Annotated in this window: 14 protein-coding genes and 2 pseudogenes; 12 read left to right on the top strand and 4 right to left on the bottom strand. The window is 65.4% G+C overall.

Annotated features, from left to right (window positions below):
* Nucleotides 1-1,164, bottom strand: coding sequence for a hypothetical protein (locus ACAX61_RS09190; protein WP_370714458.1), 1,164 nt, complete (start codon nt 1,162-1,164; stop codon nt 1-3).
* A complete protein-coding gene (locus ACAX61_RS09185) occupies nt 1,151-1,765 on the bottom strand; it encodes a polysaccharide biosynthesis/export family protein (RefSeq protein WP_370714457.1) in 615 nt (204 codons plus the stop codon). Before ACAX61_RS09185 ends, ACAX61_RS09190 begins: the two co-directional genes overlap by 14 nt.
* A gap of 443 nt (nt 1,766-2,208) precedes the next feature.
* Between ACAX61_RS09185 and ACAX61_RS09180 the strand changes: the two genes are divergently transcribed.
* The 3 genes from ACAX61_RS09180 to ACAX61_RS09170 are packed head-to-tail and all read left to right on the top strand — an operon-like array spanning nt 2,209 to nt 6,019.
* On the top strand, nt 2,209-2,940 hold the full coding sequence (locus ACAX61_RS09180; RefSeq protein ID WP_370714456.1) for a WecB/TagA/CpsF family glycosyltransferase: 732 nt from the start codon (nt 2,209-2,211) through the stop codon (nt 2,938-2,940).
* A complete protein-coding gene (locus ACAX61_RS09175; protein ID WP_370714455.1) occupies nt 2,937-4,523 on the top strand; it encodes a hypothetical protein in 1,587 nt (528 codons plus the stop codon). Before ACAX61_RS09180 ends, ACAX61_RS09175 begins: the two co-directional genes overlap by 4 nt.
* Nucleotides 4,520-6,019, top strand: a complete 1,500-nt coding sequence (locus ACAX61_RS09170; protein WP_370714454.1) for an O-antigen ligase family protein — start codon at nt 4,520-4,522, stop codon at nt 6,017-6,019. The genes ACAX61_RS09175 and ACAX61_RS09170 overlap by 4 nt, the downstream gene beginning before the upstream one ends.
* Here the strand turns inward: ACAX61_RS09170 and ACAX61_RS09165 are convergent.
* Nucleotides 5,989-7,371: an oligosaccharide flippase family protein gene (locus ACAX61_RS09165; protein ID WP_370714453.1), complete on the bottom strand. Its 1,383-nt coding sequence runs from the start codon at nt 7,369-7,371 to the stop codon at nt 5,989-5,991. The two genes, ACAX61_RS09170 and ACAX61_RS09165, sit on opposite strands and share 31 nt — an antisense overlap.
* 202 nt (nt 7,372-7,573) lie before the next feature.
* On the opposite strand from ACAX61_RS09165, the gene ACAX61_RS09160 reads away from it, so the two are divergent.
* From ACAX61_RS09160 to ACAX61_RS09130, 9 genes and pseudogenes are all read left to right on the top strand, one after another.
* Nucleotides 7,574-8,395: a 2OG-Fe(II) oxygenase gene (locus ACAX61_RS09160; RefSeq protein WP_370714452.1), complete on the top strand. Its 822-nt coding sequence runs from the start codon at nt 7,574-7,576 to the stop codon at nt 8,393-8,395.
* Between the two features lie 9 nt (nt 8,396-8,404).
* Nucleotides 8,405-9,571: a glycosyltransferase family 2 protein gene (locus ACAX61_RS09155; protein WP_370714451.1), complete on the top strand. Its 1,167-nt coding sequence runs from the start codon at nt 8,405-8,407 to the stop codon at nt 9,569-9,571.
* Nucleotides 9,568-10,491 (top strand): glycosyltransferase family 2 protein, encoded by a 924-nt coding sequence (locus tag ACAX61_RS09150; protein WP_370714450.1) that lies wholly within the window; start codon nt 9,568-9,570, stop codon nt 10,489-10,491. The genes ACAX61_RS09155 and ACAX61_RS09150 overlap by 4 nt, the downstream gene beginning before the upstream one ends.
* A 112-nt stretch (nt 10,492-10,603) precedes the next feature.
* Nucleotides 10,604-15,310, top strand: coding sequence for a MupA/Atu3671 family FMN-dependent luciferase-like monooxygenase (locus ACAX61_RS09145; RefSeq protein WP_370714449.1), 4,707 nt, complete (start codon nt 10,604-10,606; stop codon nt 15,308-15,310).
* Nucleotides 15,307-20,274: pseudogene (locus tag ACAX61_RS09140) on the top strand (type I polyketide synthase); the annotation flags it as partial. The gene ACAX61_RS09145 and the pseudogene ACAX61_RS09140, both read left to right, overlap by 4 nt.
* Before the next feature lie 267 nt (nt 20,275-20,541).
* Nucleotides 20,542-20,682, top strand: a pseudogene (locus tag ACAX61_RS19620) (acyl carrier protein); the annotation flags it as partial.
* An 18-nt stretch (nt 20,683-20,700) separates the two neighbouring features.
* Nucleotides 20,701-21,687, top strand: a complete 987-nt coding sequence (locus ACAX61_RS19615; protein ID WP_528084555.1) for a thioesterase domain-containing protein — start codon at nt 20,701-20,703, stop codon at nt 21,685-21,687.
* Nucleotides 21,684-22,697, top strand: coding sequence for a glycosyltransferase family 2 protein (locus tag ACAX61_RS09135; RefSeq protein ID WP_370714447.1), 1,014 nt, complete (start codon nt 21,684-21,686; stop codon nt 22,695-22,697). The genes ACAX61_RS19615 and ACAX61_RS09135 overlap by 4 nt, the downstream gene beginning before the upstream one ends.
* Nucleotides 22,694-23,431, top strand: a complete 738-nt coding sequence (locus tag ACAX61_RS09130) for a 4'-phosphopantetheinyl transferase family protein (RefSeq protein ID WP_370714446.1) — start codon at nt 22,694-22,696, stop codon at nt 23,429-23,431. The genes ACAX61_RS09135 and ACAX61_RS09130 overlap by 4 nt, the downstream gene beginning before the upstream one ends.
* Here the strand turns inward: ACAX61_RS09130 and ACAX61_RS09125 are convergent.
* Nucleotides 23,401-23,652: a LuxR C-terminal-related transcriptional regulator gene (locus ACAX61_RS09125; protein WP_370714445.1), complete on the bottom strand. Its 252-nt coding sequence runs from the start codon at nt 23,650-23,652 to the stop codon at nt 23,401-23,403. The two genes, ACAX61_RS09130 and ACAX61_RS09125, sit on opposite strands and share 31 nt — an antisense overlap.
* Between the last annotated feature and the right edge of the window lie 291 nt (nt 23,653-23,943).

Raw genomic sequence — 23,943 nt, 5'->3', positions numbered from 1 at the left:
TCAGTCCCCCCGCGCCAGCGAAATGCCCAACAGGATCACAAAGGCGCCATTGGTGCCCCCCATCGCGAACTGCCGTCGCTGGTAGTCGGCGTTGCCGGTCAGCATCAATCGCGGACCGACGCGCCGTTCATAGCCGATGCCCACCCGTTCGGCGCGGGTACGGATCGGCACCAGCGGCGCGGCAAGGTCGCTGCTACGCCGGTCGGCGAGGGCCGTCAGGCTCGACCACTCGTCCAGCCGGTATCGAAATGTCGCGCCGACGAAACGCTCGCGCTGCAATCCGCCGATACCGCTGACCTCGTTCTGAACCGACGCGGTGAAACACCCTTCGACCCGTTCGGGACGATAACAGATGTTCGCATTACCGCTCAGCCGGCCGCGCGCACTGCTGCTGCCGATGTCATAGCGCGTCCATTCGAACCCCAGCCGCCCGCGCGCGTTCAGGTGGGGAGAGAATTGATGTTCGATCACCGCGCGAATGCCGTCGGCGGCAAGATTACCGGTGCCCGCGATCCGGGTCCGGGCAGCCATCACCGACACCCCGATCCGCGTCCGTTCCGTAATCCGCCGGGTCGCCTCGACATCCAGATTGCGGGCGTTCGTCCCGGCAAGCGGGCCCGCGCGGGAATAACGCAACCGCTCAAACCCCACGGCCCCGACCAGTCGGTCGCGACTATTGGGCGTCCAGGTCACCGCACCGCGCCCGCTAATCCGTTGCCGGACCGTGGTGGGATCGACGGCGAAATCACTGCTTTCCGTCAGGCCGTCGATCGGCAGCTCGCGGGCATAGGTGAGCGAAGCATCGGCCGAGATGAAGTCACTGGCGCGGTGACGCAGCGAAGCTTCGGCATCGCCGGTCAGGAAGTCGCCATAGCGGCGCAGATACCGGCGATACGCAACCTCCCCGCGCAGCTGTGCGAACGTCGACGGACCGGGTTGCCAGCGCAGGTCGGGGCGCGCGGCAACCTCCATGGCAACGGCATGCGTATCGCCGCCGTCCAGCAGGAACGGATTGTCGGACGCGATGACGCGGGCATGGCCATCCAGACGGGTCATCGTCTGGGCGCCGACCGGTATCGCAAAGCCGACGGCAACGCCCGCCAACACGGCGGTACGCGGCAGCCGCGCGCCGACGGGGCGGTATATCCGATCATGGGATGACAAGGACGTCGCCGCCGCCAAGCGTCGGCAGCGCCGTCGCCAGCGCACCCGCACGCAACCCGCGCCGCCCTTTCAGAAATGTCGTCAGCGCTACCGGTTCTACGGTCTGCGCACCGTCGGGGCGTTGCCGCAGGATCACCGCATTGCGCAGGTCCGCGAACTCTGCCGCGCCCCCCGCCATGCTCAGCGCCTGAAGCACATTGACGTTTCCGCTGCTGGTATAGCTGCCCGCCTGCCGCACCTTGCCCACGACGTAAAATCGCATCTCGCTGGCGGTTCGGACCGAAACGGTAACATCCGGCGGTGCCGAGCGGTAATTGGTTGAAATCCGTTCACGAATGTCGGTCGAGATGTCGGACACGTTCCGCCCTTCCGCGCGGATCGTCCCGGCCAGCGGAAACGCAAAGGTGCCGTCTGACTGGACCCGGACGGTGCGCTGCATCCGCTCCTCACCCCAGACGAACACCTCCAGCTCGTCGCCTGTACCCACTCGATATTGCGGTACCGGCCGGGTAATCGCGGCGGGCGCCACGCCCGGTCCCGATGTTTGGGCCATCGCCGGCGCGCATGGTGCCAGCGCCACCGATCCTATCACCAGACGCACGAACGCGGGCAATGCCGGTCGTCTTGCGCGGGTTCGACTGGTCGACGTCACATCCGGCCTCCTGGGTTGAGACCGATCCTACGCCCCGCCCCCCGATGCAGACAGTCGGCGAAGACCACTGGCAGTTGCCGCCGGGGAATATTCACCACGCCGGTTCAGCGGCTTGGCGTGAAATGCGCGCCTCTGGCCGATCCCGCCTGCTGAAAAGTCACTAATTATTTCGCCAAGCAGCAATCGCGACAGGAACGCGCATAATGGCCGCCGTCCGCATCCGATTGGACGCCCCGGTCCCGCGCAACTCCGCCATCGACAGCCACTGGGCAAAGCCGAACGCGCGAGACGCTGGCACCGTCAGCGGCGCTGATCAGCTCGCGAAAGGCACGACCATGCTTGCTACGTCTGAAAGGCCCATAGTCCGCGATTCCTGCACATCGACAGAGTATATGGACCTTCCCTTCAACGCCGACGATGACACCCGGATCATCGACACGATCCGCAATCGCGATCCCGGTGCTCCCTTTGCCTATGTCGTGACGCCCAATGTCGATCATATCGTGCGGCTGCAGCGTAGCCGCTCCGACCTGTGGCCAGCGTATCGCGGCGCCTGGATGGTGCTTTGCGACAGTCGCATCCTGGCCCGGCTGGCGCGTCAGAGCGGCCTGCGGCTGCCAGTGCTGCCGGGCAGCGACCTGACCGTGCGCATGTTCGACGCGGTGCTCGGCCCGCAAGATGAAGTCGCGATCGTCGGCGGCGATGCGGACGCGCTGGCCACGCTGGTTGCTCGTTACGGGCTGAAGCGGGTCGCGCACCACAATCCACCGATGGGCTTTATCAACGACCCGCGCGAAGTGGACAGGGCCGCAGCCTTCGTCGTGGAAACTCGCGCACGTTATGTCTTTTTTGCGGTTGGATCGCCGCAACAGGAAATCCTTGCCCACCGGATCGAGCGGATGGGCGGTGCCGTCGGCGTGGGATTGTGCGTCGGCGCAAGCCTCGACTTTCTGACCGGGGCACAGGTGCGCGCGCCCGTGGCCATGCAGCGGATGTCGGCGGAATGGCTGTTCAGGCTGTCGACCAATCCCGGCCGGATGTGGCGGCGCTATCTGGTCGACGGGCCGGAAATCTTTGCGCTCGCGCATGCATGGCGGCGCGATCATCCGCTTCAGGTGCTGTGATCCGATTGCCCGTCCACAACGACGGGGCAATCGCTGCCAGGCCGCGTCGATGGAAGCGCTGGGGCGCGCTGTTGCTGCTGACGGCGGCGGTCGCCGTACTCAGCGGCCATACCGGGTTGAAGCTGATCGAAACCGGTTCGATCATGCTTGCGGAACAGGTGGCGCCCTCCGCCCCGCCGCCGACACGGATCGGCATCAACCTGTTCGGCCTGAACGATTATTATCGGCAGCAGGTATTCACCAACCTGATCGAACAGGGTGAATGGTTTTCCTCCTACGGCAAGGGCTGGAGCGCGATGCCGCCGGTACAGCTGGACCGCGCGGGCGGTGTGCTTTTCCTTGAACCCGGACAGACTGCGCCGCGAACGCTGACCCTTCCACCGGCCCCATACCGGCCGACACGTGTTCGTTGCACCTTTCGCGGCAAAGGGAGGATCGACGCTGGCGGGGTCGCGCGCGCGGTCGCGCGCATGCCGGGTGAATTGCTGATCGAACTGACGCCGACCGGTGCAGAGGATGAACGCGGCTGGATCGAACTTGTCGAGACCGAGCGGGCCGACCCGGTGCGCGAGCTTGACTGCCGCGAGACCACGCGCGCGCCGGACGAGCGCTTTCATCCCGAATTCCTGTCGTTCCTCAAGGGGTTCGCGATACTGCGTTTTCTCGATTGGCAGCGGACGAACGACAATGCCCCGGTTCGATGGGACCTGCGCGCAACACCCGCCAGCGGATCGCAGGTGACCGGCGCGGGCGCTTCGGTCGAGGATATGGTCGCGCTGGCCAATCGGACGAAGGCAGATCCATGGTTCCTGATGCCCTATCAGGCGGATGCCGATTATGTCCGCAGCTTCGCCCAACTGGTGCGTGCCCGCCTCGACCCTGATCGCACCGTATATGTCGAACTGGGGAACGAGATCTGGAACGACCAGTTCGACGCTGCCCGCGCGGCGCGTGCCGAAGGCCTGGCGCTCGGCCTGGGCGGCGGCGACCCGATGCAGGCACAGGCCATCCGCTATGCACAGAAACTCTGCCCCGTCATGGCAATCTGGCGGCAGGCATTTGCCGATCGCCCCGACAGGCTGGTGCGCGTCGCTGCCAGTCAGAACGCGAATCCCGATATGGCCCGCATCATTCTGGGCTTCGAGCGCACCGCCGACTGTGTCGATGCACTGGCAACCGCGCCTTATATCTGGGTCGATCTGGAAGGGCATGATGGCGATGTGCAATGGGTGTTCGACCGCATGCCCGCCGCAATCGACGACACGCTGACGTTCGCGGCGCGTAATCGCGCGATCGCCGCGCGGTTCGGCAAGCGGTTCATCGCTTATGAAGGCGGTCAGCATCTGGTCACGCGCAACGTCGCCTTTGCCCGGCAGCTCCAGCGCGACCCGCGAATGGGGTTTGCCTATCGCACCTATCTGGACCGGTGGCGGCGGACCATCGGCGACGATCTGGTTCTTTACGCCTCAACCGCCCCGATCGGGGAATATGGATCATGGGGATTGCGTGAATATGCCGGTCAACCGCTGAGCGCCGCACCGAAACTGGCCGCCGTTCGCCGGGTAATGGAAAGCGGACAGTGACGGCCGCGCTGCATGTGGGGTTGGTATCCGGGCTGGTCCTGCTGGCGTTCGCCTGGTGCCTTGATAATGCCACGGCGCAGCGCGACGGCCCAAGGCTGGTCGGCATGGCGGTCGCGCTGCCGCTGATTGCGTGGGTGCTGCCCGACCTGCGACTGCTTTTTGCGGCAATGCTCCTGTGTGTTCCCGTCGTCGCCGGACGAACCGACCGCATCGCGCCGGTCTATGTCTTTGCGCTGCTGCTGCTCCCCGGTCTCGATACGCCAGTGACGATCGGGGCGACCAAGCTGTTCGATTTCGGCGTTCACGATGCGATGGGACTGGGGGCCGCAGCCGCCTTGATGCTGTACGGCAATCGGGCGCGCCCGCGGGTCGCCTTTGATCTGGCGGCGGTGGGGATCATCTTGCTGCTGGGCGCCGCCTTGTCACGCGGGACGACTCCCACCCATTTCCTGCGGGTCGCGATCAACATCGTGCTGGATCTGGGCTTGCCCTATTACGTGCTGAGCCGCGGGATTGCGTCGATGGAGGACATGGGTGAGGCGCTGCTGTGGCTGGCGGCGGGCGCCGTCGTCCTTTCCGCCATCCTGTTGTACGAAGCCGCACAGGCATGGCCGATCTATTATCCGCTGTACCAGCATTATCAGGTACCCATCGGCTATTTCGTAAAGTCGCGGGGCGGCATCTTGCGCGCGGCGGGGCCGTTTCTGGAATCCACTGCTACCGCATTCGTCATGGCGATCTGCGTTCTGGCACTATGGCTGGCGCGCGACCGGTTCCGTTCGAAGTGGCACCATCTGTTGATGTTCGGCTTTGCCGTGCTGGGTTTGCTCGCGCCGCAGTCGCGTGGGGCGTGGAGCGGGCTGTTTCTGGCGATCATCCTGACGATGGCGCATAACGGCCAGTATCTGCGCATCATCCGAACCGGCGTCATTGTCGCTGGCGTGGGGCTGGCCCTGGTCGTCGCCGCACAATCATCGCCATCCCTGTCCGAAACGCTGGGTCTTTCGGGTTCGTCCAGCGACAGCGCGGTCTATCGAGAGACGCTGTTGGCTAGGGGAATCGAGGAACTGCACGCCAGTCCGGTCGTGGGCTTTGCGCTTGCCGATATCATGGATCGGCTGGAGGATCTTCGCCAGGGCGAAGGGATCATCGACTTCGTGAATGCCTATCTGTGGGTGGCGTTGATTTCGGGGTTGGCGGGGCTGGCCCTTTTCCTGTCCTGCTACGGCTTGTTCGTCCTTCATGCCGTGAGACTGCGCCGCTGGGCGAGCGGGGACACACGGCGCCTTGCGGCATCCGGGTTCGTTATCGGGGCCTTGGTGATGTCAGCGATGATGCTGGCCTTTACTGCGTTCAATGCGCGGCCTGCGGTGTTCGTATTCGTCCTGTTCGGCGCTGTCGCCGCACTGGTGGCAATCCGCGACCGCGAACGTCGCCCACGCCGCAGCGTCGCGCCACCCAAGATCTACACCAAATGGGCGTGGCGAAGGATGTAATCGATCACCGATCCGGTGAAGACACCCGCACCACCGGCGAGAAGGAAGGTCGCTTCCGCTCCCAGGTCCAGCAGGCGCGCCGCGCGCAATTGGGCCCATTTGAACAGCAGGATCGCCGGCTCCATCAGTCCGACGGCGGCAACCAGCCCCAGTTCGCGTCCGATCAGATACCCGACCGGCAACGCCGTCACCAGCCACAGCAGCCGTGCGACGCTGGTGTAGAATGTCGCCTGCACCCGTCCGCTGGCGACCAGCGCTTCGTTGGCGCTGGCCGTCGACAGAGCGAACATCGGAGCGATGGCCAGCAGCTGCAAATAGGTTGCGGCACCGGCATATGCGGGCTGGTAAAGGATGGCGATGACAACCGGCGCAGTCCCCACCAGCCCGCCTGCGGCAAAGCAATAGATGAGTGAGGGCAGCTGCCGCTTCGCATAGAATAGCCGGCGCAGATCCTGTGCCCGCTCGCGATAAACCTGGGCGCAATAGGGATAGAGGACGCGGCTGGGATAGGCGGCGGCAAAGGCGATCGGCGCCGATGCCAGATTTACCGCGAGAATATAGAATCCGAACTCGTCGAGGGGCATCAGCGCGGCCAGGATCCACTTGTCGGTCTGCATGCTGAAAATCGTGATCAGGCTGGACCCGGCGACGAAGCGGGCAAACTTCCACAGTTCGCGAACATAGCCGCGATCCAGCGCCAGCCGCCGGCTGGAATCGGGAAACGCGATATAGCTCAGGCAGGTCTTCAGAACGCCTGCCGCCAGCATCGCCATCAGGATCGCCCAATAATCGCGCCACAAAAACGCCAGTGCGACGCTCACGGCGAGCTGGAACACCGCCACCCCCAGTTCGAGCGTGGTCAACCGCAGGATCATTCGGTGGCGAAGCGCCGTGATCAGTGTTGGCGACGCGATACCGTCGATCAGGAAACCCAGCGACGCCACCGCGATCAGCAATTGCAGGTCCGGCTTGCCCAACAGATTGGCAATCGGCTGCGACAGCGCGATCAGGGCAACGGTGATGGCAAGCGACCGCAGAATGGCGACCGTCCACACCGTATCCAAAAAATGCGGCCGATCACCGTCTGCATGGCGGACGACAAAGGGCTGGAAACCCAGATCGGCCATCATTCCGGCGGTGAAGGATATGGATGCGATGATCCCGGCGATGCCGAACGCCTCCGGCAACAACAACCGCGTCAGGACCACGCTGCTCACCGCGCGCAGCAGGTTGGCAAGAATGACCGATGCGACAACGATGTTGGTGTCGATCATCGCAAGCGCGACTAGCCCGCGCAACCTGTTGCCGATGCCGAAGCGGCGGGGAGCCAGACTGGTCATCGTGTCGGCCATGTCTGTTGCCGGGGGTCCGCCAAATCGCATCTCCTGACTGCCGTTTTCGCGTTTTACGGGCGCCGCGCCGGACGGTCGATTATGAGAATGCCCAAGGCGGTTTCCCCGGCTTGTGAGCGCGCGGTCCAGCGCGCTTTAATGCCGCGGTCGATGTCATGTCGGGCGCGCCCGGCGATCGATTGAGCGCGAGGATGGGATCGCCATGGCCGTTCTGAATTTCACGGACCTCGGGGGCTATCAAAGCCTCGACCTCGATCAGTGCCGCGCGGCCGGACGGTCGCTGGCTGAGGATTATCGCAACGCGGCGCCCTATCCGCACATCGTCCTCGACGATTTCATCGATCCGGCACTGTTGCGTCAGGTCGTTCGCGAATTCCCCGACAATCGGGAACGCGCCAGTTTCGCACGCGACCAGGAACGACTGAAGCATCAGGTGCGTCCGGACGAATGCCCCGGCCCAGCGACGCGCGCGCTGTTCGCGGAATTGAACGGAACGGCGTTCGTTACCTTCCTGTCGGAACTGACCGGAATAGGCGGGCTGATATCCGATCCATATTTCGCCGGAGCGGGCCTGCACGAGACCCGCAGCGGCGGCCATCTGAGCATTCACGCCGATTTTCCGCGCCACGAAATCACCGGGCTGGATCGCCGCCTCAACCTGCTGATCTACCTGAACGAAGACTGGCATGAAGAATATGGCGGCGCGCTGGAGCTGTGGGATCGCGAGATGCGGGGATGCCGCAAATCGGTTCTGCCGGTGATGGCGCGCGCAGTGATCTTCAACACCGAACGCGACACGTTTCACGGCCATCCCGACGCGCTGGCGTGTCCGCCCGATCGCTCGCGCCGGTCGATCGCCACCTATTACTACACCGCGCCCCGCCGGGACGTCATGCGGTTCGAGCGGACAACCGATTTTCGCCCACGCCCCGGAACCAGCGACAAGCGGGACTGGCAGATCATGCTGCATCACCTGAAGGCGGACTGGATTCCGCCCATCCTGCAACGCCGCCGCGATGCATAGGCGTCACGCATGATCCTTCTCGCATGGGCTGCGGCGCTGTGCATCGCCGTGCCGGTCACGATGTTGGCGATCGAATGCGCGGTCGGGTCGATGCGCCCGCCGCGTGGATCATCGCCCGAAATCGAGCCGCCTTTCACCGTGCTGATCCCTGCCCATGACGAAGCGTCCGGGATCGCACCCGTCATCAAGGCGGTACAGGCACAGATGCGAGCGGGCGATCAGCTGATCGTCATTGCCGACAACTGTATCGACCAAACGGCCGATATCGCCCGCGCCATGGGCGCCACCGTTGTCGAGCGCGTGGACCCCGCACGGCGTGGGAAGGGTTACGCACTGGAAGCTGCCCGCAACCATGTCGACACAGGCAACGGCCGCGCCGTCATCGTCGTCGATGCAGACTGCTTCCCCCAACCCGGCGCGCTTCGCCGGATCGCGGCGGTCGCCATGCATGAAACTGCCGTCGTTCAGGGAACCTATCTGCTGTCGCCGCCCCCCAAGGCCACCGCGATGGTGCGGATTTCGTGCTTTGCCTTCCTGATCAAAAATAGAATCCGGCAACGCGCGTTGCAGTCCCTGGCCGGCGTCTGCCTGTTGCAGGGAACCGGAATGGCGTTTCCGCAGGCGATCCATGCGCGGATCGACTGGGGGGGCGGATCGCTGGTCGAGGATCTCGACCTTGGCATCCGGTTGCTGACATCGGGCGACCGGGTGGTGTTTGACGAACGCGCGCTCTTCGTCAGCCCGGCCAGTTCGCAATCCGCGACGATCGGCCAGCGCCAGCGATGGGAACATGGCATGATGGCCTCCCTCGCACGAAGCCTGCCCTTGCTGTTGAAAGCGGCGATCGTTGGCCATGGCCGCCTGGTGATCGTCGCGCTCGATCAGGTGATCCCGCCAACGGTCGTGCTGCTGACAATCGCCGGCGCCGTCACGCTGGCCGCTTTCATCCTGTGGCTGGCCGGCGCCGCCCTGGCGGGTCCGCTGGCGGTCCTGCTTGCGACGCAAGCATTGCTGACCGGCGCGATCAGCGTGGCATGGTGGCATTTCGGCCGCGCCATGCTGCCGCCGACGATGCTGGGCCAGACGCTGCGTTACGCGGCGTGGAAGCTGCCCATGGGAATTCGGTTCTTCACCCGGCGCGAAGCGCGCTGGGTTCGCACGGATCGCGATGCATGAGCCGCGACGACCCCCTTCCCCCGCACGCCTCCGTCGTTCAGACCGGCTTCGTCGTGATTGGCCGGAACGAAGGGGCGCGGCTGCACCTGTGCCTGGCCAGTGTCTGCGCCGAGGGGCTTCCCACCGTTTACGTCGACTCCGGCTCACACGACGACAGCGTGGCGGTGGCGCGGAGTTTCGGGGTGCCTGTCGTCGAACTGGACCCCGCCCGCCCCTTTACCGCCGCGCGTGCCCGCAATGCGGGCGTGGATTGGCTGAACGCGAATATACCCGCGCTGACATTCGTGCATTTCGTGGATGGCGATTGTGAGCTTGTCGCGGGCTGGCTCGACGTTGCTCACGCCGCGCTGAACGCCGATCCGCTGCTGGGTGCGGTATGTGGCCGCCGGCGTGAGCGCGATCCTGCGGCCAGCCCGTATAACTGGCTGTGTGACGATGAATGGAACACCAAGGTCGGGCTGACACGGACATGCGGCGGCGACGCGCTGTTCCGGCTGGCGGCGTTCAGGGCGGGCGGGGGGTTTTCGTCCGAACTGATCGCCGGTGAAGAACCTGATCTATGCCACCGGGTACGCGCCGGCGGCTGGCGCATACGGCGCATCGATCACGACATGACGATCCACGATGCCGCGATGACGCGCTTTGCCCAATGGTGGCAGCGCAATCGCCGCAGCGGCTATGCCACGGCCGAGGCGCTCGCGCGGCGCGGCATGAACGATGCGCGAATGTGGCGCGATGTGCTGAGCAACCTGTTCTGGGGCTTGCCCCTGTTCTGGCCGCTGTTGCCGCTGTTGTGGCTGCGGGTCCGGCTGCGCGACAATGCGGTAAAGGCGAGCTTTCTGACCATCGGCAAAGTCCCCCATCTGCAGGGGCAGATCGACTTCTGGCGCAGCCGCCGCCGACTGATCGAATACAAATAAGCGGTCGCGGCGATGCGCCGCATCGCCCCTTCTGCTTTCTCCCTACTAGGTTGTGCAAATAGGCGGCGCGGCGCCCGCAATCTAGCTTGCCGGCTCTGAAAGGGGCAGTCGCATGCATGATTTCACCGCGCCGCCAGAACAGTCCCAGCCTGCATCAACCCAGCCGCTCGACGCGCCAAGCCCGTCCCGGCTGCGCGCGGTCTTTATCGGCGACGAAAGCCTGTTGTGCGAGTGCGCCGACATCTGGGTCGGACATGGGAACGAAATCGCCGCCATCGTCACGGCCAGCGGCCCGGCCGCGCGATATTGCGACCGGCGCGGCACGCCCCGCATCGCGCGTATCGCCGACCTTTCGCCCGACACGCTGGGCCCGATCGACTATCTGTTCAGCATCACCAATCTTCGCATTCTCCCCGGCGCTCTCCTGGCATGGCCTAAAAGCGCCGCGATCAATTTTCATGACGGCCCTCTGCCCCGATATGCAGGCATCAATACGCCGTCATGGGCGCTGCTGGCGGGGGAAAGGACCCACGGCGTCAGCTGGCACCAAATGACCGACGCGGTCGATGGCGGTGCCTTGTTCGAGGTTGAACCGGTCGCGATCGATCCGGGCGAGACGGCGCTGTCGCTGAACACCAAATGCATGGTCGCGGGCCGGCTGAGCTTCGCCCGGCTCGCCGCGCGGATCGCGGCAGGGTCCGTCGAGGCCGTTCCCCAGACGGGGCCTTTGGAGCGCTGGTACGGGCGCGAACACCGTCCGGCCATGGCAGCCACGATCGACTGGAGCCAGTCCGCCGAAGCGATCGCGCTGATGGTCTCCGCGCTCGACTTCGGCAGCTATCGCAATCCGCTTGGGTGCCCCAAGGCATTGGTGGGTGGCCGGCTCCTGCTGGTGCATCAACTCGAAATCCTCGACCAATGCTCGGGCGAGCGTCCGGGAACGGTCGTCGCTGGGGGTAGCGCACCCGTGGTCGCGACGGGCGGGCGCGACGTGCGGCTGACGCGGCTCACCGACGCCGATGGCCGGCCGCTCCAAGCGGATGCCATCCTGGTACCGTCGATGCACTTTGAGGCGCTGGGTCCGGAACAGGCCGACGCGCTCAGCGCGCTGGACGCCGCCGCCGCGACGCATGAGGGCGGCTGGCGGAAACGCCTTCTGGCCCGCGATCCCTTGTTGCTGCCCGCGTTCCAGCCGGTCGATCCCGGCCCTGACCGTCAGACGATGGATCAGCCCCCCCTTCCCCCGGCGCCGGTTTCATCAATCGTCGTGGCGGTCATCACCTTATTTGGTCGCACTGCGGACCGCGATACGCTGGACATCGGTTACTCGGATCCGGTCCACGCCCTTCGGATCGGAGATTGCGGCGCCTGGTTCGCCGAAGAATTGCCGCTCAGAGCACAGCTGGACTGGCAGGCCACATTGCAAGCGACGGAGCGCCGCCTTGCCGCCGCTATTGCCGACCTGCATCGCCGCGTGGGGATCGCCCGCGACCTGATCGCACGCAGTCCTGAGCTTAAAGGCCAGCATTTCGCTCATCCTGTGTCGATCCGGGTTGTCGACAATCTCGATCACGCCCGGTTCGATCAGACCACGATAGTCGGTGTCGCGGTCGAAGCCGCAACGGGTCGGGTCCGCTGGCAATTCGATCCGGCGCGCATCCACCCGTCTGCGGTCCATGATCTGAGCCTTGGGCTCGCTGCGTTGATGGACGATGCGTCTGTCGCCCCCGACAGGATGATTGGCGAGCTGGCGCTGATGTCCCCCGAGGAGATGGAGGCGCTGCGCCGCATCAGTGCCGGCGATGGCGTCACATTCGACGCGAACACCCCGATCCATCGGCTGTTCGTCAAACAGGCGGCAAGCACGCCGGACCGAATCGCGGTCACGTCGCGCGGCGTATCGCTCAGCTACGCCGAACTGGACCGGCGGTCCAACCGGCTGGCGCGGTATCTGTCGCGGCTGGACGTCGGGCCAGGCGTGCTGGTCGGCCTGAACCTGGAACGCTCAGTCGACCTCATCGTCGCGATGCTGGCGATCCATAAGGCGGGCGGCGCCTATGTGCCGCTTGATCCGGCGTATCCCGACGCCCGGCTTGCCCACATGATCGACGACTCCGGCCTGTCGACAATCGTGACGCAGCATTCGCTGTCGTCGAAGTTGCAGGCGGCGAATGTGCAGCTTGTCGAAATCGATTTCGACGCGACCGCCATCGACGCAATGTCCGACACCCCGTTTGACGGCGGCGCATCGGGCGACAGCCTGGCCTATGTCATCTACACCTCCGGTTCGACCGGCAAGCCCAAGGGGGTGATGGTCGAGCATCGCAATGTCGCCAATTTCTTCACCGGCATGAATGCGCATCTTGAGGATACGGGCGTCTGGCTGGCGGTCACCAGTCCCAGTTTCGACATATCGGTCCTCGAACTGTGCTGGCCCCTGACCCGCGGCTATCATGTGGTCATCGCGACGGAGCGCGAGGTGCGCGGCGATGTTCCGCTCCGACCGACCGCCGCAACAGCCGCGCGCCCACTGGGCTTCAGCCTGTTCTACTTCGCCAGCGCACCTGAAGACGGCGTCGGCAATACCGATCAATACCGCCTGCTGATCGAAGGTGCACGCTTCGCCGACGATCACGGGTTCGAGGCGATATGGACCCCCGAACGGCATTTCCACGCGTTCGGCGGCCTGTATCCAAACCCATCGGTCATTTCCGCCGCAATCGCCGTTTCGACCACGCGCGTGCAGATCCGCGCCGGAAGCTGCGTCGCAACGCTTCACCACCCCGCCCGGATCGCCGAGGAATGGGCGTTGGTCGATAACCTGTCGCACGGCCGCGTCGGTATCGCGTTCGCCGCCGGATGGCAGCCGAACGATTTTGCGCTGCGACCCGAAAACTTCGCTGACAAGAACGCGGCATTGATGCGCGCGATCGCGGACGTGCGCGCTCTGTGGCGCGGGGAGAAGCGTCGGTTTCCTGGGCCGACGGGGACCCCGGTGGAAATCGGTGTCTTTCCCCGCCCGGTGCAACCCGAACTGCCCTTCTGGATCACCTCTGCCGGCAATCCCGAAACCTTTGCGGCGGCGGGACGCGCTGGCGCGAACCTGCTGACCCACCTTCTGGGTCAAAGTGTCGAGGAAGTTGCGGTCAAACTCACCGCCTATCGCGAAGCCTGGCGCGCGGCTGGGCATCCCGGCGAGGGCAAAGTGACGATGATGCTTCACAGCTTCGTCAGCGATGACGAAGATGCCGTGCGCCGAATCGTGCGCGGGCCGCTGATCGAATATCTGCGCACCTCTACCAGCCTGTTGAAGGAATATGCCTGGTCGTTTCCGGCCTTTCGCCGCCCGGCCGGCACCGATGCGACGGAGCAGCCCGATCTGGGCAGCCTGACACCCGAAGAGACCGACGCGCTGCTGGATCACGCGTTCGATCGCTATTTCGAGAGCAGCGGGTTGTTTGGCACGCCCGCCCACTGCATCCGCCTGATCGAACGGTTGCGTGATGCCGGCGTGGACGAAATCGGCTGCCTGATCGACTTCGGCGTCGCGGCACAGACCGTCCTCGACCACCTGCCACACCTGGATGCGCTGCGTCGATTGGCCACCGAACCTGCGCGCGAAAGCGTAGAACGGACGCTCCCCGAATTGATCGCGCGGCATGGCGTGACGCATCTTCAATGCACCCCCTCGCTGGTGCAGATGCTGGCCAGCGACGCCCAATCGCGCGCTGCACTGGCCGGGCTGACCCGGCTGATGGTCGGCGGCGAAGCGTTTCCCGCGTCTCTGGCCCACGACATGACTGCATTGGTCCGCGGGGCGGTCATGAACATGTACGGCCCAACCGAGACGACGATCTGGTCGGCGGTACATACGCTGGCCAAGTCGGCCAATGGCCCGCCCCCGCTGGGCACACCGCTTGCCAACCAGCAGCTCCACGTGGTCGACACTCGTGGTCAGCCGGTCCGGCCCGGAACGCCTGGCGAGTTGCTGATCGGCGGCGCCGGTGTAGTGCGTGGCTATCTGAAGCGCGACGAACTGACCGCAGAGCGCTTTGTCAATGATCGGTTTGCCGGCGGCGGAGCGCGCGCTTATCGCACCGGCGATGTGGTTCGCCGCGCCGCCGACGGCCGGATCGAATTTCTGGGTCGCGTCGACCACCAGATCAAGATCCGCGGGTACCGGGTCGAGTTGGGCGAAATCGAAGCGCTGTTGCTTGACCAGCCGGCCATCGCCGAAGCGGTAGTCATCGCACGTGGCAACGAGGGCGTGATGCGACTGATCGCCTATATCGTCCCTGCGTTGGGCGCCAAGCTGGACGAAGCAGCCATGCGGGCGCTATTGGCACGCGGCCTGCCGGACTTCATGGTCCCCGCCACGTTCGTTTCGCTCGACGCCATGCCCCGCACGCCGAACGGCAAGATCGACCGGGCGGCTCTGCCGGACCCGGTGGTCGCGCTTGCCGCGCCGGGCCCCACGGACCGCGCGATCATACTCGACGACCCGCTTCAGGCGCAGATCATCGAGATCTGGCGCGACGTGCTGAAAATCCCGTCTGTCGGACTGCGCGACAACTTCTTCGACCTTGGCGGACATTCGCTGCTGGCAGTGCAGGCGCATCGTCGGCTGGCACAGATTGTCGAGCGTCCGATCAGCCTGACCGACATGTTCCGGTTTCCCACCGTCGAGACGTTGAGCGCGCATCTGAGCGGTGGCGCCCAGATCCGTGTCGACACGGGCGGACGCGACCGCGCCCGCAACCGGCAACGGGCCATGCAGCGACGGGCAATGGGCGCCGCTGGCGCGATTGTGGGGGGATGAACCAGATGTTGGACATCAGCCGGACGCCGGATCCGAGGGACTTTGACAGCGGCACGGCCAATGCGCTGGCTATCGTGGGCATGTCGTGCCGCTTTGCCGGGGCGCGGTCGCTCGACGATTACTGGCAATTGCTGAGCGCGGGCCGGGAGGGTGTGGAGGATCTGGACGAGGCAGCCTGTCGCGCCGCGGGCGTATCCCCGTCTGTTCTTCGCTCACCCGCCTATGTACGGCGCGCCGCGCCGCTGGCCGACATGGAGTGTTTCGACGCGACGCTGTTCGGCATCAGCCCGCGCGACGCGGCGATCATGGATCCGCAGCACCGCCATTTCCTTGAATGCTGCTGGGAGGCGCTGGAGAACGCCGGGCATGTGCCGCATCGGTTCGACGGCGCCATCGGGGTCTTCGCCGGTTCCGGGCACAATGCGTACATGCCCAACCATTTGCTCGGCAATCGACGGCTGATGCGGGACGTGGGCCTGTTCCTGCTGAGGCACACCAGCAACGACAAGGATTTCCTGACCACGCGCGTGTCATATCTGCTGGATCTGACCGGACCCAGCATCAACGTCCAGACCGCCTGTTCGACCTCGCTGGTGGCTGTGCATATGGCTGCGCAGAGCCTGCTTTCGGGCGAATGCGACATGGCGATCGCGGGCGGCGCGTCGATCGAATTGCCGCATCGGCAAGGCTATCTGTATCATCCCGGCGAGATATTGTCGCCCGACGGGCATTGTCGCCCCTTCGACGCGCAATCACAGGGAACCGTGTTTGGCAGTGGCATCGGCGTGGTCGTTCTGCGCCGTCTGGCCGACGCCATCGAGGCCGGCGATCATATCTATGCCGTTCTGCGAGGCTCGGCGATCAACAATGACGGTTCGGGGAAGGTCGGGTACCTTGCCCCCAGTGTCGACGGTCAGGCGCGCGTGATCGCGGAGGCGATGGCGATCGCCCAGGTCGAAGCCGACACGATCGACTATGTCGAGGCGCACGGAACCGGCACGCCGGTCGGCGATCCGATCGAAATCGCCGCATTGACCCAGGCATTTCGCGAAACCAGCGACCGCGTCGGCGATTGCGCGATCGGGTCGGTAAAGGCCAATATCGGCCATACCGATACCGCCGCGGGTGCCGCCGGCCTGATAAAGATCGCGCTGTCGCTGCACCATCAAGCATTGCCGCCGTCGATCAACTATACCGCGCCCAATCCGGCCTGCGGCTTCGCGGACAGTCCATTTGTCGTCCACGACAAGCTGACACCGTGGCGCCGCAGCAAACGGCCACGTCGCGCCGGGCTGAGCTCGCTGGGTGTCGGCGGCACCAACGCCCACGCGATCATTGAGGAAGCCCCGCTTCGCGCGCCGGGGTCGCCGTCCCGCCCGCTGCTGGTCCTGCCTGTGTCGACGCGCTCCGCCGATGCGCTGTCGGCGAACCTGCAAAAGCTGTCCGCGCACCTTGCCGGCGCGGACACAGGCACGCTGGCCGACACGGCCTATACCCTGTCGACGGGGCGGCATGCACTGTCGCTGCGCCGCTTTGTCGTTGCCGAAACCCCGGCCGAGGCTGCACTGGCGCTGGCGGAGATCGCCGAAAGCACGGCCTCTCCCCCGACGCCGTGCATCCCGGATCGCCCGGTGGCGTTCCTGTTCTGCGGCGCCGGGGCGCAGCATGTCGATATGGCCCGCACGCTGTACGAGACGGAAGCGCGCTTTCACGGGTTCGTCGACGATTCGCTGGACGCGCTGGAGCAGATGGGCCTGCCCGAAATCCGCCGCTGGCTGTTTCCCGTGGACACGGACCGCGAGCGCGCCGCGAGCGAGCTTGAGCGGCCATCGATCGCGCTACCCGCGCTGTTCACGATCCAGGTCGCGCTGGCGCGCTTTTGGATGGCGCTGGGCGTGCGCCCATCCGGCATGATTGGCCATAGTTCGGGCGAATATGCCGCCGCGCACCTGGCCGGGGTCGTCGATCTGCAATCGGCGCTGCGCATCGTGGTTGCGCGCGGACAGTTGTTCGAAACCGTCGAGCGCGGCGGCATGCTCAGCGTTCCGTTGAGCGAGGCCGAACTGCTGCCGATGCTGCCCGACGGCTTGTCGATCGCCGCCGTCAACGCGCCGCGCCTGTGCGTGGTATCGGGCGCCAGCGACGCGATCCGCGCGCTGCGCGATGCTCTGGCCGATCAGGAGATCGAGGCACAGATCGTCCGCATCGCCGTCGCCGCGCATTCGTCAATGCTGGACCCGATCCTGCCGTCGTTTCGTGCATTGATGGAAACGATCACGCTGCGCCCCCCACAACTGCCCTTCGTCTCCAACGTGACGGGCGACTGGATTTCGGATGCTGAGGCGACCAGCGCCGATTACTGGGTACGCCACCTGCGCCAGACGGTGCGGTTCACCGATGGGCTGCAACGCCTGCTGGGCGATCCGGCACGCGTCCTCCTGGAAGTCGGGCCGGGCCGTTCGATGTCCAGCCTGGCACGCCAGCATCCCGACCGGCCGCGCAATCAGCCGGTGGTCAGCACGCTGCCCCACCCCGATCAGCAGATCGCGGACCATCGCTTTTTCTGGTCCACCCTCGGCGATTTGTGGGCCCTTGGCGCGCCGGTCGACTGGGACGCCTATTGGCAGGGGGAACGCCGACTGCGGATACCGCTGCCCACCTATTCCTTTGATCGCCACCGCCACTGGTTCGACCCTGCGCCCGTTACGGGCGACGCCGCGGCGGCGGGAGAACCGCCAGAGCGCATCGAGGATGAGCGCGACTGGTTCTTCACGCCGGTTTGGCAGCCGGGAGGCGAAGTGCAGCCCGCCATCCCCGACGGACCGGCGCTGATACTGGATGACGGAAACGGGATGGGCGCCGCCCTTGCGGCAGAACTGCGTGCGGCGGGGCGCCCGGTCGTCAACGTCCGGCCAAGCCGCCGGTTCACCGATACCCCCGAGGGCTTCGATATCGATCCGGGTTGCCTGGACGATTATGACCGGATGGCCCGACGGCTGGCCGATACCGGGCGGTTTCCGACGCAAGTCTATCACTGCTGGGGTGTCACCGGCAGGCGCAGGGTCGCCACGCAAAAGGGCATGGAGCGCGGCTTTTTCAGCCTTGCCTCACTTGCCCCTGCCCTGGCCCGCCATGCGGGCGACGCGCGGGTCCGCATCGCGCTGGTCACCGATGGCGCTCAGCGCGTGGCGACCGATCCCGCGCCAGCGCCTACAAAGGCCGCCGCGATCGGCGCGGCCCCGGTTATCGCAGCCGAATATCCGGCGCTTACGATTTGTCCGGTCGACATCGAACGGCCCCGGCGATTCACGCAAGACGCGTTTTCAGCTGCCGCCCAGGCGGTCATCCGTGAACTGGCAGGCGCCGAACAGCCTACGCCCGTCGCGATCAGGGCCGGCGCCCGGTGGGTACGTGATTATCAGCCGGTTCGCCGCGACGCGGCCGACGCGCCGACATCGATCCGGCGCGATGGCGCCTATATGATCACCGGCGGGCTTGGTGGCATCGGCCTGACGATTGCGCGGTCGCTTGCCACGCGCGGCGCGCGGATCGCGCTGATTGCCCGCACACCCCTTCCGCCGCGCGAGCAATGGCCCGACGCGATCGTCAGCGCCGACACCGCGCCCGTTACCGCCGATCGCATTCGCAAGCTGCTGGCGCTTGAGGCAAGCGGCGCGCGCGTTGAGCTGGTTGTCGCGGATGTCGCGGATGCAAAGGCGATGCGCCGCGCCGCTGCCCATATCCACCAGTCGCTAGGGCCGGTTCGCGGGGTATTTCACACCGCAGGCACGCTGGACGACGGCCTTCTGGACGACCGTTCCCGTGCAGCGATGGAAGCCGTGTTGCGGCCAAAGGTCGACGGCACCCTGGCGCTGGAGAGCGCACTGTTCCTGGAGCGCCCCGATTTCGTTCTGTTATTTTCGTCCATCAGCGCATTTGCCGGACTGCCGGGCCAGGCCGATTATGCCGCCGCCAACGCGTTCCTCGACGCCTATGCCGATGCGCGGCGCGACGATCCGCATACGCGCGTGGTGTCGATCGGGTGGAGCCGCTGGCAGGAAGTCGGCATGGCAGCCCGGCTTGGCGGGGCCGATATGGTCGCGCCGATACCGGACGCGGTCGAGGGCGGCACGCCGATCGACCACCCCTTCCTCGACACATTGCACCGGCTGTCTGCGGAATGCGTGATCGCCAGCGGCACGCTGTCGCCCGATCGGCACTGGCTGCTTGGCGAACATCGGCTGAGCGGCGTCGGCGCGCTGATACCCGGCACCGGCTATCTCGAACTGGTCCGTGCGACCTTTGCCGCAATCCAGCCGGGCGGCTTCGCGATTAGCGACATGCTGTTCCTCGCCCCGTTTGCTGTCACCGACGGCGCCAATCGGTCGATCCGCGTGCGACTTGACCGGCAGGCGGCCGGGGGGTGGCGCTTCGCCGTTCTTGGCCTGGGCGACGATGGCAAATGGCTGGAACATGCCAGCGGCACGATCAGCAGCCTCGATGAAGCCGCCGTGCCGATACTCGATATTGCCGGGCTGCGCGCCGCCTGCCCCGACCAGCGCCGCGCCGGTCGTGGAAAGAGCGCGCTGCTCCAGTTCGGGGCACGATGGGACAATGTCATGGACAGCGCGTGCGGCGCCGGCCGGATAGTGCTGCGCCAATCGCTGCCAGCGGCATTCGCCGACGATCTCGCATCGGTGGCGCTGCATCCCGCACTGCTCGACATGGCAACCGCAGGCGGTCAGACGCTGATCCCCGGCTATGACGAGGCGCGCGATTTCTTCGCGCCGTTCGGCTATCGTCGCATCGTCGTTCACGCGCCGTTGCCCGCTGCATTTGCCAGTTACATCCGATACCGCGGCCCCGACCGTCCCGGCGCGCCGACCGCGACGTTCGACATCACCATCGCCGATACCGAGGGTCGGGTGCTGGCCGAAATCTCGGAGTTCGTGATGATCCGGGTCAGCGATACCGCCCGGATGATCGCCGCCCCGGCGGTTCGTGCCGCAAGCGATGCCGCTCGCCCGGCGGTCGCCGACCAACAGGAAGGCATATTGTCGGCGCAGGGCTTGTCCGCGATCGACCGGTTGCTGGCCGGACCGCCCGCGCCGCATCTGGTGGTCTCCCCCTATCCTCTAAATGCCCTTCTCAGCCACCTGCGCGCACCGCGAAAAGCCGCCGCGCGGGTCCAGCAACCCGGCGATGCGCAGGTCGAATTGCCCGTGACGCCGACCGAATGTGCCATCGCGGCCATCTGGGAGGATTTGCTGGGCACGGCGCCGATCGGGCGACATGACGATTTTTTCGAACTCGGCGGTCATTCATTGCTGGCGGTTCAGTTCGCCAACCGCTTCCGGCGGCAGACGGGCAAGACCCTGCCGCTGTCCGCGATGCTCGACTCGCCCACGGTCGGGAAACTGGCTGCGCTGGTCGACCCGGCAGAGGCGGCGTCCGACCAGCCGTCCGGGTCACAGCCGCCCGCGCTGGTCACGATCCGGGCCGGCGGTGCAGGCCTGCCGCTGTTCATGATCCATGACGGGCTGGGCGAGACGCTGCTCTATCGCGGCTTGGCGCTACGGCTGGACGGCGCACGGACGGTTTACGGCATCGAGCCGCTGCGAACGCCGGGTGGCGGCTATGCCCATACGCGCATCGACGAGATGGCGACGGATTATATCGCCCGGCTGCGCACCATCCAGCCGCACGGCCCCTATCTGATCGGGGGGCTGTGCGCTGGCGGCGTCATCGCGTTCGAGATGGCCCGCCAGCTGGAAGATGCAGGGGAACCGATCGCGTTCGTCGGCATCATCGACGCCGCCGACGTCGCCGCGACGCGACGCCATTTCTACCTGACCCGTCAGCGGTTGCGCCGCTTGCAGCAACTGTTTGCCGAAGGCCGGAAATCCGCGCTTGTGAGCGATATCGCCCGGCGTGCAAGCAACGCGCTGATCTGGGAAGTCCAGTCACGTTATCGCCGTGAGCTGGACCGACGCCGGATCCGCAATATCGAACAGACACGTCCCGATACGCAGGTGATCGATTTCCTGCGGCTCTACGAGGATGCGCATCGCCGACACCGGCCATCAGGCCTGCTTGCCAGCGGACAGGTCACCTTGTTCCGGGCGACGCAGGGCAGCGGCGACATCAAGGATGTGCCCTACCAGGAAATCTACAGCGACGTCGTCCTCGGCTGGGGGCGTCGCATTGCGGAAGACATCAGTGTCGTTCCCGTACCCGGCGGGCATGGCAGCGCGCTTCAGGAACCGCATGTCGACACGCTGGCCGCTCATTTCCAGACCGCGATCGACAACGCCCTTGCAGCAGCCACACCGCACCCCGGCCGCACCACGACCCCGCTTGCGATCGCGGCGGAATGACGATGGCCGGGGCCCCCGCACCATCCCTCGACGTCATCGTGGTCAATTACCGCACCGGCCCACTCGTCATCGGCTGCCTCGACAGCCTGTCGCATGAACGCGAACGGATGCCGGGATTGCGCGCGATCATTGTCGATAATGCGTCGGGCGACGGGTCGGCCCGCCAGATTGCCGACGCGATCGCTTCACGGGGATGGCATTGGGCCACGCTGATCGAGTCGCCCGTCAATGGCGGCTTCGGCGCAGGGAACAACTTTGGCCTGCAATATGCCCGGACGCGGGACGAACCCGCCGATCTGTTCTGGCTGTTGAACCCCGATACCGTGGTGCGGCCGGGCGCGGCACTTGCGCTGGCGCAGTTCATGGCCGCGCATCCCGCCGCCGGTATCGCCGGCAGTATGCTGTTGGAGGCCGATGGCGCGCCCTGGCCCTTTGCGTTCCGGTTTCCATCGATCCTTGGCGAGTTCGAGCGTGGAGCAAGGCTGGGGGTGGTCACCCGCTTGCTTCGCAATCGCGCGGTTCTCCGCCCGATGGGGCAGGCACCCGAACGGGCGGACTGGGTTTCGGGTGCAAGTTTCGTGGTCAGGCGGGCGATGCTGGAACAGGGCCTTGCCTTCGATGAACGCTTCTTCCTCTATTACGAGGAAACCGACCTGTGCCTTCGCGCCGCGCGTGCGGGGTGGGAATGCTGGTACGTGCCGGCAGCGGTCGTCCTTCACATTGCAGGGCAAAGCACCGGCGTGACGGGAGCACAGGCCGCGCCGAAGCGCCTGCCGCTCTACTGGTTCCAGTCCCGTCGGCGCTATCTCGTCAAGAATCACGGCTCCCTTTATACGGCGTTCGCCGATATCGCATGGATGGCGGGGCACCTGCTGTTCGTGACGCGGTCCTGGCTGGGCAAAAAGCAACGGACGGATCCGCCCCATCTGGCCACCGATTTCTTGCAGTCGTCGGTGCTGTTTCCGGGGCGAGCGTGGCAACGCGGCGGCCGAACGGGCGCTTTGTCATGACAGATGTGGTCATACAGGCGCTGGACAATCTGGGCATGACGGCCTGTGCGATCGATACGCTCGGCGCGCCGCTTGCATTGTGGATGATATCGAACTGGTCGCGGCCCGATCTTCGCCACCGGGCGCTGCTGTCGGCGGCCGAGCTGGAGCGTGCCGGCCAGTTGCGGGCCGCGCAGTTGCGCGATCGCTACGTAATGGCGCATGCCGCCTGTTATCTGGTCGTCGGCACGACATTCGCCATTCCGTCGCGACTTCAGCGCATCGGTTATGGCGACCGGGGGAAGCCGATGTTCATATTCCACCCCGATATCCAGTTCAGCCTGAGCTATTGCGACGAGGGGTTCGTGATCGGCGTTGCGCGCAACGTCATCATCGGCGTCGATGTTGAGCGTGTCCGCACCATCGAGGACGCTGCCGAGCTGGCTGAACTGCACTATGCGCCCTCCGAAAGAAACGCGCTTGGCGTTCGGCAACTTGTCGATACCGATTATGACTGCCGCTTCCTGCAGGTCTGGACGCGCAAGGAAGCATGTCTGAAGGCCGCGGGTCTGGGCATTGCCGACATGCCGCTTGCGGAAATCGATTGTGGTACCGCCAGAACCGATCCGGTGCGCGTTGGCCCTCACCAACTACGCACCGGAACGACACAAGTCGGCCCTAATGTTGTTTCCTGGGCCTGGGAAAGTCGGAACGAAATCGCCGCTCAGGCAGCGATGTGCGTTCCGGCCGGCTGAGCCCCGTTCAGCAGACCTTCCCGAATTACGTGCGCGATCATGTGTGCACGATTGCGTGTGCGTGTTTTCAGTCGCACATTCTCAACATGACGCTCCACCGTACAAGGCGATATGTACAGTTCGATCGCGGCTTCCTTGGCGGACAGTCCGATCGAGACGAGTTGTAGTACCTCGGCCTCTCGATGGGTCAGTTGAACCACATGTTCACTGCGCTGGAGCATTTTACCCTCCTTTTCCTAGGGCCCCACAGCTAGGATCCCCGCATTATTCTCCCTCAGTTCTTGACCGGTGTCATACGCCATTAAGGATAATGGGGCCTGTAAACACATATCCGGAATCGTCCGGGGAGCGCTTCGTTCGATAGCTTGCGCGATCATCGTTTATCCGAATGGGTAGCCCCCGCCCCAAGTAGCCGCTCCGCACCACCGCTTCATACGTCGGCGAATAGGTGGGTAGCGGAAATTACTTAGTGCAGGCGTCCAGCTCCGCTTCGGCACAACTGGATTAACCTT

The sequence above is a fragment of the Sphingomonas sp. IW22 genome, from assembly GCF_041321155.1.
Taxonomy (GTDB): domain Bacteria; phylum Pseudomonadota; class Alphaproteobacteria; order Sphingomonadales; family Sphingomonadaceae; genus Sphingomonas.
This window is presented reverse-complemented; position numbering and strand designations above follow the sequence as displayed.

Bases quoted from the DNA above. Each gene is read 5' to 3' on its own strand.
- ACAX61_RS09130 (WP_370714446.1), top strand. From the start codon at position 22,694: ATGACAGATGTGGTCATACAGGCGCTGGACAATCTGGGCATGACGGCC.
- ACAX61_RS09145 (WP_370714449.1), top strand. From the start codon at position 10,604: ATGCATGATTTCACCGCGCCGCCAGAACAGTCCCAGCCTGCATCAACC.
- ACAX61_RS09150 (WP_370714450.1), top strand. From the start codon at position 9,568: ATGAGCCGCGACGACCCCCTTCCCCCGCACGCCTCCGTCGTTCAGACC.
- ACAX61_RS19615 (WP_528084555.1), top strand. From the start codon at position 20,701: ATGCTCGACTCGCCCACGGTCGGGAAACTGGCTGCGCTGGTCGACCCG.
- ACAX61_RS09155 (WP_370714451.1), top strand. From the start codon at position 8,405: ATGATCCTTCTCGCATGGGCTGCGGCGCTGTGCATCGCCGTGCCGGTC.
- ACAX61_RS09160 (WP_370714452.1), top strand. From the start codon at position 7,574: ATGGCCGTTCTGAATTTCACGGACCTCGGGGGCTATCAAAGCCTCGAC.
- ACAX61_RS09180 (WP_370714456.1), top strand. From the start codon at position 2,209: ATGGACCTTCCCTTCAACGCCGACGATGACACCCGGATCATCGACACG.
- ACAX61_RS09125 (WP_370714445.1), bottom strand. From the start codon at position 23,652: ATGCTCCAGCGCAGTGAACATGTGGTTCAACTGACCCATCGAGAGGCC.
- ACAX61_RS09135 (WP_370714447.1), top strand. From the start codon at position 21,684: ATGACGATGGCCGGGGCCCCCGCACCATCCCTCGACGTCATCGTGGTC.
- ACAX61_RS09165 (WP_370714453.1), bottom strand. From the start codon at position 7,371: ATGGCCGACACGATGACCAGTCTGGCTCCCCGCCGCTTCGGCATCGGC.